At 33.0% G+C, this 11,726-nt stretch carries 13 protein-coding genes; 3 read left to right on the top strand and 10 right to left on the bottom strand.

The window, feature by feature from the left end; all coding sequences use genetic code 11:
• Nucleotide 1: 1 nt before the first annotated feature.
• Complete coding sequence (locus NIL_RS04910; RefSeq protein ID WP_187648489.1) at nt 2-925, bottom strand: LOG family protein; 924 nt, start codon at nt 923-925, stop codon at nt 2-4.
• A 160-nt stretch (nt 926-1,085) separates the two neighbouring features.
• Complete coding sequence (locus tag NIL_RS04905; protein WP_187648488.1) at nt 1,086-1,868, bottom strand: malate dehydrogenase; 783 nt, start codon at nt 1,866-1,868, stop codon at nt 1,086-1,088.
• A 145-nt stretch (nt 1,869-2,013) separates the two neighbouring features.
• Here NIL_RS04905 and purH point away from each other — a divergent pair, with 145 nt between their 5' ends.
• A complete protein-coding gene (gene purH / locus NIL_RS04900) occupies nt 2,014-3,534 on the top strand; it encodes a bifunctional phosphoribosylaminoimidazolecarboxamide formyltransferase/IMP cyclohydrolase (protein WP_187648487.1) in 1,521 nt (506 codons plus the stop codon).
• Nucleotides 3,535-3,556: 22 nt separating this feature from the next.
• Here the strand turns inward: purH and NIL_RS04895 are convergent, their stop codons facing one another.
• Nucleotides 3,557-3,850 carry a chorismate mutase gene (locus NIL_RS04895; protein WP_187648486.1) on the bottom strand — a complete coding sequence of 98 codons (294 nt, stop codon included), beginning with the start codon at nt 3,848-3,850 and terminating at the stop codon, nt 3,557-3,559.
• 13 nt (nt 3,851-3,863) lie between these two features.
• Nucleotides 3,864-4,928 (bottom strand): tyrosine-type recombinase/integrase, encoded by a 1,065-nt coding sequence (locus tag NIL_RS04890; RefSeq protein ID WP_187648485.1) that lies wholly within the window; start codon nt 4,926-4,928, stop codon nt 3,864-3,866.
• A gap of 285 nt (nt 4,929-5,213) precedes the next feature.
• Between NIL_RS04890 and NIL_RS04885 the strand changes: the two genes are divergently transcribed.
• Nucleotides 5,214-5,843 (top strand): TetR/AcrR family transcriptional regulator, encoded by a 630-nt coding sequence (locus NIL_RS04885; RefSeq protein WP_187648484.1) that lies wholly within the window; start codon nt 5,214-5,216, stop codon nt 5,841-5,843.
• A gap of 4 nt (nt 5,844-5,847) precedes the next feature.
• Here the strand turns inward: NIL_RS04885 and NIL_RS04880 are convergent, their stop codons facing one another.
• Together NIL_RS04880 and NIL_RS04875 are read right to left on the bottom strand one after the other, a co-directional pair.
• Nucleotides 5,848-6,408 carry a class I SAM-dependent methyltransferase gene (locus NIL_RS04880; protein ID WP_187648483.1) on the bottom strand — a complete coding sequence of 187 codons (561 nt, stop codon included), beginning with the start codon at nt 6,406-6,408 and terminating at the stop codon, nt 5,848-5,850.
• Nucleotides 6,405-6,830, bottom strand: coding sequence for a hypothetical protein (locus tag NIL_RS04875; RefSeq protein WP_187648482.1), 426 nt, complete (start codon nt 6,828-6,830; stop codon nt 6,405-6,407). Before NIL_RS04875 ends, NIL_RS04880 begins: the two co-directional genes overlap by 4 nt.
• A gap of 94 nt (nt 6,831-6,924) precedes the next feature.
• Between NIL_RS04875 and murA the strand changes: the two genes are divergently transcribed.
• Complete coding sequence (gene murA / locus NIL_RS04870; RefSeq protein WP_187648481.1) at nt 6,925-8,187, top strand: UDP-N-acetylglucosamine 1-carboxyvinyltransferase; 1,263 nt, start codon at nt 6,925-6,927, stop codon at nt 8,185-8,187.
• Between the two features lie 6 nt (nt 8,188-8,193).
• Here the strand turns inward: murA and NIL_RS04865 are convergent, their stop codons facing one another.
• From NIL_RS04865 to htpG, 4 genes are all read right to left on the bottom strand, one after another.
• On the bottom strand, nt 8,194-8,574 hold the full coding sequence (locus NIL_RS04865; RefSeq protein ID WP_197972139.1) for a heat shock protein transcriptional repressor HspR: 381 nt from the start codon (nt 8,572-8,574) through the stop codon (nt 8,194-8,196).
• Nucleotides 8,574-9,452: a DnaJ C-terminal domain-containing protein gene (locus tag NIL_RS04860; protein WP_187648480.1), complete on the bottom strand. Its 879-nt coding sequence runs from the start codon at nt 9,450-9,452 to the stop codon at nt 8,574-8,576. Before NIL_RS04860 ends, NIL_RS04865 begins: the two co-directional genes overlap by 1 nt.
• A 62-nt stretch (nt 9,453-9,514) precedes the next feature.
• Nucleotides 9,515-9,862, bottom strand: coding sequence for a gamma-glutamylcyclotransferase family protein (locus NIL_RS04855; RefSeq protein WP_187648479.1), 348 nt, complete (start codon nt 9,860-9,862; stop codon nt 9,515-9,517).
• Nucleotides 9,863-9,864: 2 nt separating this feature from the next.
• Nucleotides 9,865-11,679, bottom strand: a complete 1,815-nt coding sequence (htpG, locus tag NIL_RS04850; protein ID WP_187648478.1) for a molecular chaperone HtpG — start codon at nt 11,677-11,679, stop codon at nt 9,865-9,867.
• Between the last annotated feature and the right edge of the window lie 47 nt (nt 11,680-11,726).

Raw genomic sequence — 11,726 nt, 5'->3', positions numbered from 1 at the left:
GCTATTCCTTTTTATCAAATAGTGAAATACCTCTTTTTTTATACCACCCTATAATATGCTCCCAAGCATCTTTTGCATTCTCTTTAAAAGTGAAAATCTTAAGTTCTTCAGGATCTATCGTACCTTCTTCAACCAATACTTTAAAGTCTATTAGTTTGCTCCAGTACTCTTTTCCTATAAGAACTACGGGTATAGACCTGTTTTTTCCCGTTTGTATCAGAGTAAGCGTTTCAAAAAGTTCATCTAAAGTTCCATAGCCTCCCGGAAAAACAACCAAAGCACAGGCTCTATGTAAAAAGTGAAGTTTTCTAATAGCAAAGTAGTGAAATTGAAAACATAGATCCGGAGTTATGTAAGGATTTGGAAACTGCTCATGTGGTAGTTGAATATTTAGTCCTATACTTATTGCACCTACGTCATAAGCTCCTCTATTGGCGGCTTCCATAATTCCCGGACCTCCTCCGGTCATTAAAGTAACGGTATTGTCTTTAGGTCCTTTCCCAGCTTTTCCAACTAGTCTTCCAAATTCTCTAGCCTCTTCATAATAGATACTTTTTTCAACCATTTTTTCGATAATTCTCAGCCGTTTTAACAAACTTTTTGAATCAGGATTTTTATCTAAGAGTCTTTTTATTTTCTCAAGCTCTTTTAATGCTGTTTTAGACTCTTTTATTCTCGCACTTCCAAAAACCACTATAGTATGCTTTATACCATACTTTTTCATAGCTAATTCAGGCTTTAGATAGTCTAGTTGTAGTCTCAAGCCTCTAGTATCGTCCGATTTTAAAAATTCTATATCTTCAATCGAAAGTTTATAAGAAGGACTATTCATAATCTTGTTAACAAGTTCTAAAGATTTTGGGTCTTCTTCAGAAGGCTTAGGTGTTTGCCAAGGAAATTTAATATTTTCTATTTTTTTTCTCATATTTAATCACCTTTAAATACCCAATTGTTTATAAACGTTATCAAGTTTCTCGGCACTCTTTTTTAAACTTTTATACTCTTCTTCAGTACATTTAATCGATAGTTTTTTTTCTATCCCATTTTTACCTATAATGCAAGGAATAGATAAACAAACATCGCATTTAATACATCCATATATCGTTTATCGGCACAGAAACCGTATAAACTCCCTTTTCGTTAAATATTATCGATTTAACCAGAAGCGCTACCGAAGTTACTATAGCTTGTTTTGTAAACCCCTTCTTTTTTATGATCTCATAAGCTCTTTGTCTAACTTTATCTGATATCTCTTTTTTGAATTCTTCTAGATTTTCAATATCAAAGCTATCAAGTTCTACGGGACCAATACGACAAGCCGACCATAATGGAAATTCACTGTCACCGTGTTCACCTATTATATAAGCATATATATTTCTTCTATTTACCTTTATCTTTTCACCTATAGCTTCTCTAAATCTTATACTATCAAGAACTGTTCCACTTCCAAAAATATAGTTTTTATCTCTTTTTGATATTTTTATGGCTATTTTTGTAAGTATATCTACCGGATTGGTTACTATTATAATTTTTGCTTCTAGGTTTACTCTATCCAAATTTTCGATTATATTTTTAACGATTTTATAATTTTCGCCAAGAAGTTCAAGTCTGTTTTGTCCTTTTTTTTGTTTAATTCCGGCGGTAATGACAATAATTTCGCAATTACTCAAATCATTATAATCATCGGTTGCAACAAACTCCATTGTTCCTCTTAACAAAGGAGTAGCATCACTTAAATCCCAAATTTCTCCTAAAGCTTTCTCAATATGTCTATTATAAAGTGTTATTTTTTTACCTATACCTAGATAAGTAAGAGCGTCTGCCACCCCGACTCCTACATTGCCGGCACCGATGATTCCAATATGCATAATTTGCCCTTTATTTAAAAATGATGTTTATTCATATATTTGACTAAATAGAAATTTTTTCATTCCTTACTATCTTTTTCATTTTACTCCTCTTTAACTTAAACTAGATATAATTATTAAAAAATTTTTCAATTAAAGGATTTTAATGAGAGCATTGTTAAGTGTTAGTGATAAAACGGGTATAGTTGAATTTGCAAAAGAGCTTATCGAACTAGGATATGAGATAATAAGTACGGGAGGTACTTGGAGAGTTTTAAAAGATGCCGGTTTGGAAGTAACGGAAATAAGTGAAATTACAAATTTTCCTGAGTGTTTTAACGGGAGAGTAAAAACGCTAAATCCATATATTCACGGAGGAATACTTTTTAGAAGAGATAAAGTGGATCATTTTCAAGAGGCAAAGAAACTTGGGATAGAGCCGATAGATATTGTATGCGTAAACCTATATCCTTTTAAAGAGACTATACAAAGAACGGAAAATTTTGAAGAGATTATAGAAAATATAGATATTGGCGGGCCGACTATGGTTAGAAGTGCTGCAAAAAATTTCGAAAGCGTAATTATCGTTACGGATCCTAATGATTATAACAAAGTTATAGATGCCTTAAAAAACGATAAAAACTCTTTGGAATTTAGAAGGGATTTGATGATAAAAGCTTTTGAACATACTGCAAGCTACGATGCGACCATAGCAAACTATATGAACAAAAGGTTCAATGATAGCTTTGGAGATAAACAGTTTATAGTAGGAAAAAAAGTTTTCAACACTAGATATGGAGAAAATCCTCACCAAAGAGGAGCACTATATGAGTTTGAAGACTTTTACGCTAATTTAAACGTTTTAAAAGGCGAAGCAAGTTTTAACAATCTCACCGATATAAACGCCTGTATGAAGATTGCGGTAAGTCTTGGAAAGGGTAGTGTGGTTATAGTAAAACACGGTAACCCATGCGGAGCCGCGCTTAAAGATGACCTTATAACTTCTTGGCAAAAAGCGCTAGAGTGTGACCCGGTAAGCGCTTTTGGAGGTGTAGTTACCGTAAACGGCGTAGTAACGAAAGAGCTAGCAGAAGAGATCAATAAAATCTTCGTAGAAGTTTTAGTAGCCGCAACCATAACTGAAGAGGCTAAAGAGGTATTTGCAAACAAAAAAAGAATCAAACTTTTTGATCTAGGTAAAAGTAAACTCGAAATAAGCGGCGATTTGTTTGATTTTAAGCATATTGAAGGAGGATTTGTTTATCAAGATGCCGATATTATAAAAGAGGAAGAGGTATTGGAAGCAAAACAGGTTAGTAAAGCTGCTATTGAAGATAAAAAAGATTTGATGATGGCTTGGAAAATCGCAGCACTCACAAAATCAAACTGTGTAGTTTATGTCAAAGATGGTGCTATGGTAGCAGTTGGTATGGGAATGACTAGTAGGGTAGATGCTGCTAAATGTGCTTTGAAAAAGGCAGAAGAGTTAGGTATTGATGTTAGTGGAAGTGCAATGGCTAGTGAAGCTTTCTTCCCTTTTAGAGACTCGGTTGATGCCGCAGCAGAAGCAGGAGTTAAAGCGATAATAGAGCCTGGCGGTAGCATTAGGGATGATGAAGTTATACAAGCTGCCGATGAGCACGGAATAGCTCTATATTTTACAGGAGTGAGACACTTTTTGCATTAAAATTGGCGGTAAAAAAAGCCTATCAATAGGCTCCGCCGTGTTTAAACTCCTCTATCTCCATCTCAACCATCTTGTTTATTAAGATTTTAAAGATATCGGCCACTAAGTTTGGAGATATTCCCAAAGTTGCCGCAAGATGTCTTACGTGATTTAAAACATCGTCTATTCTTTCATCACTTTTTATCTCATCAACGCTAACTTTAAACTTGGCGGCCTGCTTTACATATCTGCTTCTTTCGGCTATAAGTTTTACTATCTCTTCATCTATTTTGTCAATCTCGTTTCTAATTTCTTCCAACGACCTGCACTCTTTCATATCTTCCTCCATATTATTTAATATCATCCATTATGCTAGCAGCTTTGTAAAGCTTGTTCTTATCGAAATGGGTATATATTCTTGAAGTATCAAGACTCGCATGACCCAAAGCCTCTTGAACCAGAACCAAATCTTTACTTTTTAGATATAAAAGTGTTGCAAAGGTATGTCTTAACATATGAGCTCCATTTTTCTCTTTTTTTATACCTGCACTTATCAAAATTTTTTCAACCATCCGGCTTACGTAAGCCTGGGTTAGGGTAGTACCTTTTTTATTGCAAAAAAGAAGATCTTTTTGACAATTTCTAAAACTTAGCCATTCATCTAGATCTTTTTTTATATGCTTAGATTTTATCATAACTACTCTTGTTTTATTTCCTTTTCCTGTAATTTTTAAAAGATATATGTCACTATCTGGGATAATATCTTTAATTTTTAGGTTAGTTGCTTCTGAAACTCTTATACCGGTGTACAATATGGTTTTTATCAAAGCTCTGTTTCTTGCTGCAACTTCACACCTAAAAGGGTAGGTTTCAATAGCCTTTATAAATCTTGATATCTCTTCTTCCGTCAAATATACAGGAAGTTTTTGTCCCGCTTTTCCTCTAAGTCCGCCCCAATTTTTTAACTCTATGCCAAAAACATGTGAACTTCCATCATCCTCAAGATTTTGTTTATCTATATATGAAAAAAAGTTTATCATAGCTATTCGATGGTTTTTTTTAGAAGCATCGCTAAGTCCGCCGGTTGAAGAGGTTAAAAAATCTATTATCATCTCTTCGTCTATCTCTTTCATTGAGGCAAGTCCTAGTTTGGTAAGATAACTGTAAAGCTTTTCAAGAGGTTTGTAGTATGTATTTATTCCGCTTAAACCCGCATTTCTTGCTTTTTTAACAAGAATAGATAGTTCATTTATAGAAGATGTTCCTTTGACTAAAGAGTTGATAACTTCAGCAACACTATTTTTGTCTTTTACAAGACGATTCGATAGGGATGTTAATTTATATCTTATAAATCTCTCTATCCAAAAAAGAAGAGTCTTTTCAAAATTATCCTTGAAATCTAAAGGATACTTCATTTGTCACCTTGAAATTTTTTATTGAAAACTTGACAATAAGAGTATAGCAAATTAACTATTAATTTCATTTTTATAATTTTGTATTGAAAACTATAATTTTCAAACTTTTAGCTGGGTGCTTTTATTTGCACTATTTGTATAAAAAACAATTAAGTTAACATGTGTTAATATACTTTTGTCGATATGGTGAACAAATGTTAATTAAATAAAAATATTATATGAACAGTTGTTAATTATAAAATTGAGCTTGGTGAACGTTTGTTAATTTAATAGAGTGGAGGTCCCATGGAGTCGAACTTTTCTAAAAATAACGGTGAAAAAAGTACTAAAGAAAAGATTTTAGATGCAGCACTTGAGCTCATCTCGCTTTACGGATATAAAGGAGCCTCTGTAAGAAAGATAGCAAAAGCTGTAGGTATAAGAGAGAGCGCTATCTATAACCATTTTAAAAATAAAGAAGAGATTTTTAAAGAGATTATGAAGGATCTTTTCTCCTCCCCTTTTGCGGATTTTTTCGAAAGAAAACCGGTAAGTGAAAGTGCGAAAAGAGGAAAAAGGTTTTTATCCGAATATGCAGCATCAATAAAGCTAATTACTTTTGATGTAAAAAACGAGAAATTTTTTAAAATTATCTTGCTTGAGCTTATGCAAAATAGTGAAGTTAGAGAGCTTTTTTTGAAATATTTCTACCAAGACAATATCAAAAAGCTCTCAGAAGCTTTTTTTGTAATGATGCAAGAGGGTTTAATAAAACATTCCGATCCTATGTTAATGGCTCAAGAGTTTTTTGCACCTCTGTTTTATTATAGATTGCATGTTACTCTTTTGAGACTTGACAACAAACCGACTACCTTGCTTTCCACTATATTTGAAAAGCATGTGGATTTTTTTTGGGAGAGTATAACTTTAAATTGACGTTTTATCGGAAACATTTTTCTTTTTTAGCAACAAGATATGCTTTTAAAACGTTTTTTCCTTTTTCATTTAAAACAAACTTTTCTTCATAGTAAATAATATTAAAATCCAAAAAAGCTCTAAGCAGTTCATCTTTTTCTAAAAGATAGTCTCTATTCATATTTTCTTCATTTTTTTGTGAATATACAAAAGTTTCATATATTAAAATCCCCTCTTCTTTTAATCCTCTTTTCATTTTTTCAAAAATATTCCTATTTAAAAAGTTGATACACAAAATAAGTCCGTAAAGATTTTCTTTGATTGAAAAGTTATCTAGATCAGCTTCAATAGTATTGATATTTTCATATCCTTTTATTTTATTCAAAGCAACATCGGAAATATCTACCGCATCTACATAAAATCCTTTTGAAGCTAGAAATATACTGTTTCGCCCTATTCCGCAAGCTAGGTCCAGCGCTTTTTTTTCTTTGGCTAAATAGTAAAACTTTTTTATGATTTCAGATGGATTTGTATTATATTTTTGTGTTTGATACTTTTTATTCCATTTTATTTTATCTTCTATCACTCTTTTCCCTCTTCTATCAATTTTATAAGATTTTTATAATGCTCCATATTTTTGAAACTTTTTTCTAACCTCCATCTAATTACAAATTCAACTATTTTATCTAAAAATTTTTTATCTACCTTTTCTGCTCTGCCAAAATATTTCAGATTAATATTTTTCATTTTATTTTCATCATTTTTATATATTGCTATTATCTGTATATATTTTCCCTCTTTAATTTTTCCTAACTCATTTTCGCTTAAAGAGACACCGCTTAGATTCATAGCTTTAAAATCAAAAAGCTTTTCAAAGTCTTCTACTTTTTCTTTGATCTCAAGTTCCATATAAAGTTTTTTAAGTTTTTCGATATTGCTTTTTCTAAGAATTTCATAACTGACAATCTTTTCTGTTAATCTTTTTAGTCGTTCAATTTTTGAGTCCATTTTTACTCCCAAAATAAGTACATATTAAATAATATCATAAATATCTTTAATAATGTTTTAGTTATAATTACCCAAAATATTTAAAAGGGTTTGTATGGATTTTTTAAAAATTGAAGGAGGCAAAAAACTTTCTGGAAAAGTAAAAATATCCGGGGCCAAAAATGCAGCCCTTCCCCTAATAGCCTCAACAATTTTGGCAAAAAACAGTGTAGAAATTTCCAATCTACCAGATGTTAAAGATATAAGGACTCTTTTAAATCTTTTGGAGATTCTTGGTGCAAAATATAGTTTTGAAAAAAATAGGGCAATCATAGATACCAATACAATAAACAGTACAACGGCCATATATGATATCGTTAGAACTATGAGAGCCTCTATATTGGTTTTGGGGCCACTTTTAGTAAGATTTGGTCATTGCGAAGTCTCTTTACCCGGTGGATGCGCCATAGGGCAAAGACCTATAGACCTTCATCTAAAAGCATTGGAGAGTATGGGGGCTTCTATAGAGATAAAAAACGGCTATGTCATTACTAAAGCCAAAAACGGATTAAAGGGCGCTCATATAATATTTGATAAAGTTACCGTAACAGGAACGGAAAATATTGTAATGGCCGCAGCCTTGGCAAAAGGCGAAACGACTATCGTAAATGCTGCAAAAGAGCCTGAAGTGGTGCAACTTTGTGAAGTTTTAAAAAGCGCAGGCGTAGAGATAAAAGGGATTGGAACTGATGAGATAAAAATCAAAGGTACCGAAGGAGAACTTTTATGTTTTGATGATATCAAAGTTATTCCAGACCGTATAGAAGCAGGGACCTATCTGTGTGCAGGAGCAATAACCAACTCTGAAATCACCGTTAAAGATGTCGAACCTTTCCATATGGATGCGATTATTACAAAATTGATTCAGATGGGATACGATTTAGATGTAAAGAAAAGGGAAATAACGATAAAATCTGCCCAAAAAATTAAACCTGTAGAGATTATAACTTCAGAATATCCCGGTTTTCCTACTGATATGCAGGCTCAATTTATGGCTTTGGCGCTTAAAGCTGAAGGAGTATCTATCATAGAAGAAAGACTCTTTGAAAATAGGTTTATGCATGTAAGCGAACTTATGAGATTTGGTGCGAATATTCATCTAAAAGGAAATACCGCTACCGTAAATGGACCAACTGAACTTTTTGGCACAGACGTTATGGCTACGGATCTTAGAGCAAGTAGCGCTTTGGTTTTAGCTGGACTTACTGCAAAAGGAACGACAAAGGTACACAGAATTTATCATCTAGATAGAGGATATGAAGCATTGGAGAAAAAATTAAAAATTCTTGGCGCCGATATAGAGAGACTCAAAGAGTAGGCTACCCTACTCTTCATCATCAAATATAATAATTTCATAATTGTTTTTTCTAGCTACTACTGCTCTATTTTTAGGAACATATCCTTGGGCTTTACACTCGGCAAGCTCCTCTTTTAACTCCTCTATCTCTCTTTCCATTTCATTTATCTGATCTTTAAGTCTTAAAATGATATCAACTCCTGCTAAGTTTACTCCAAGCTCTCTAGTAAGCCTCAAAATCATTTTGATTCTATCTATATCTCTTTGAGAGTAGAGTCTCATTTTGCCTTCGGTTCTTGAAGGGGTTATTAACCCTTCTCTTTCATACTGTCTCAAAGTTTGCGGATGAATTTTTAAAACTTTAGCTACGACGCTTATCAAAAAAACCGGTTCGTCATATCCATACATTATTCACCTCCGGGAAGTTTCTCTTCCATTATTTTAGCAAGCTCTGGTTCTAACTCTTCTACTTTTGGCAAAATAATATTTGCTCTTAAGTACAGATCTCCTTTCATTTTAGTTTTTCTATTTAATACACCAAGACCCTTGACGCGAAATTTCTGACCGCACTTTGTATTTTTAGGAACTTTCAAAGTGATCTCTTTTTCAAGAGTATTGACTTTTACTTTGCCGCCAAACATTGCAGTTTTTAAAGGTATATCTATAGTTTTATAAAGGTTGTCTCCTTCTCTTTCATATTCAGGGTCATGGGCCACCTCTACTTTTAAAAGTAGATCTCCTCGTTTTCCTTGGAAACTCTTACCCTTTCCCCTAATTCTTAAAGTATCTCCATTTTTAACGCCAGGCGGTATTCTAACATCAAAGGTTTCACCGTTTACGGTGATAGAGTGAGTTCCGCCCAATACCGCCGTTCTAAAAGGAATGGTGATTTTAGCATGCAGATCAAGATCTGGTGTGGCAAAATCTTCAAAACCGCCAAAACCACCAAAACCTCCTGCTCTACTTTCAAAACCGCCAAAACCGCCACCGAAAATAGACCTTAATATCTCATCTAAATCAACGCCGCCTTGAAAATTTTGCTGTGCAAAATCGTGGAAGTTTTGACCGCCGAACATTGCATCACCGTACTGATCATACTGCTTTCTTTTCTCAGGGTCGCTTAAAATCTCATATGCGGCGTTAATCTCTTTGAATTTTTCTTCCGCGTCTGGAGATTTGTTGATATCAGGATGATATTTTCTAGCAAGTTTTCTGTATGCTTTTTTTATCTCATCTTGTGTCGCATCAGGGCTTACTCCCAATGTTTCATATAGACTCTTATTCACTGAAGCCCTCCTCTATAATTTATTTTACTGTAATTATATCATAAAAGTTTAGTCACAGTCAATCAAGTTTTATAAAAATATACCCAAGCTTTGTATAATTTATTATTTATGATTACAGGCCATTTTTTTCTAATATATTCATACTTTCCGATATTGTATATTGTAGCATCTTCGTATCTATCGAGAACTTTAAAGAGTCTTTTTGGATTTTCGACTCTGTAAAGCTCTCCGTATACTTTGTCTTTTTTAAAAAAAGATTTTTTTACTCCAGGATACCAGCTTATTTGGTATTTTTTCCCTCTAATATATCCTATACCTAAATAAACGGTATTTTTTCTCAAAAATTTAGCAAAGGGGTTGTTAAACTCCCTTTGCAGTGTTCCGTATACAAAAAGATACTCATTTTTCATCTCTATTTTTCCAGGGCTTTTGACAAGATGGTATTTAGGCTTTTTGCAAATTTTGCAGCATCTTCTATCTCCATACCCTCTAAAACTCTCGCTTCGTTATAGATCACTTCAGCTACTTCATTTGCTAAAGAGTAGTCATTTTTTAAAACCATCTTCGTAAACACTTCATGTTCAGGATTGATCTCAAGAACCGCTTTAGGCTCTTTGGCATCGAAGTGTCCCATCTGTTTTAACATTATGTATGTTTGAAACTCAGGATCATCTTTATCAAAAACAAGACAAGCAGGATTATCTACTAGTCTAGAAGTGATTCTTATATCTTTTACTTTTTCTTTCAAAGGTTTTTTTATAGCCTCTATCAAATCTTTATATTTTTCATCATCTATTTTTGTGTTTTCGAAATCTTCATCAACTTCGGTTGAAGAGACAGATTTTAATTTTTTCTCTTTATACTCTGTTATTGAAGGGATAACGAAACTATCTATTTCATCATTGAAAAGTATTACTTCCATCTCTTCTTTTTTGAATCTATCAAGCAACGGAGAGTCTTTTAGCTCTTTTTCTCCTATGAGATAGTAAATAGACTTTTGATTTTCTTTCATATTTTTAATATATGTTTCAAAATCGATATATTCGTCACTTTTTGATGTTTTAAACAGCATTAGTTCCAAAAGAGTCTCTCTATTTTCAAAATCGCTCACTAGACCCTCTTTTAATACTTTGCCAAATAGTTCCCAAAATTTTATATATTTTTCTCTATCGTGATTTTTAAGTTTTTTAAGCTCCGTAAGTATCTTTTTTACTGAAGATTTTTTGATTTTTGCCAATATGGTGTTATGTTGTAGCATCTCTCTGCTAACATTTAAAGGAAGATCTTCAGAATCTATAATACCTCTAATGAATCTTAAATAAACTGGTAACAACTCTTTATCGTCCATTATAAACACATTTTTTACGTAAAGTTTGACTCCTGGTTCATAATCGGCTCTAAAAAGATCTATAGGCCTTACTGAGGGGATATAAAATAGTGTAGTATATTCTAATGTACCTTCGGCTTTTGTATGTATCCAATAAAGAGGATCGTTATTGTCATGAGATATAGTTTTGTAAAACTCTTTATACTCTTCCTCTTTAATTTCGTTTTTTGAAAGTTTCCACAATGCGCTGGCTCTGTTAATTTGCTCCTCTTTGTCGCCAATTTTCAAAAAGATTTTGTAAGGGATGTGATCGCTATATTTTTTTACGATCTCTTTGATTCTATATTCGTTTAAAAACTCTTCATTATCTTTTTTGATGTAGAGTATCACATCGGTTCCTTGAGACTCTCTAACAGCCTCATCTATCTCAAACTCATCTTCTGCACTGCTTCTCCAGATCCAGGTTTTATCATCTCCAGCCTTTTTACTTACAACTTCTACTTTATCTGCAACCATAAAGGCACTATAAAATCCTACTCCAAACTGCCCTATTAGCTGGGCGTCTTTTTTAATGTCCCCGCTTAAATTTTCCAAAAAACTTTTTGTTCCGCTTTTTGCTATAGTTCCTAAGTTTTCAACAAGTTCTACTTCATCCATACCTATACCGTTATCGCTTATAATAAGCCTTTTTTCAATTACGTCTATTGTTATTGTGATTTTAGGCTCAAAACCAAAACCTTTATACTTTTCATCAGTTAGCGTCAAAAGATGAAGTTTATCCAGAGCATCTGCAGCGTTTGATATAAGCTCTCTTAAAAAGATCTCTTTGTTTGAGTAAAGAGAGTGGATCATTAGATGGAGTAGTTTTGTTACCTCGGCATTAAATGTATGTTTTGCCATAACTCCTCCTTTAAGTTTTTTTGAAATTGTATCAAATTTAGTCGAGT

The organism is Nitrosophilus labii (genome assembly GCF_014466985.1).
Taxonomy (GTDB): Bacteria; Campylobacterota; Campylobacteria; order Campylobacterales; family Nitratiruptoraceae; genus Nitrosophilus_A; species Nitrosophilus_A labii.
This window is presented reverse-complemented; position numbering and strand designations above follow the sequence as displayed.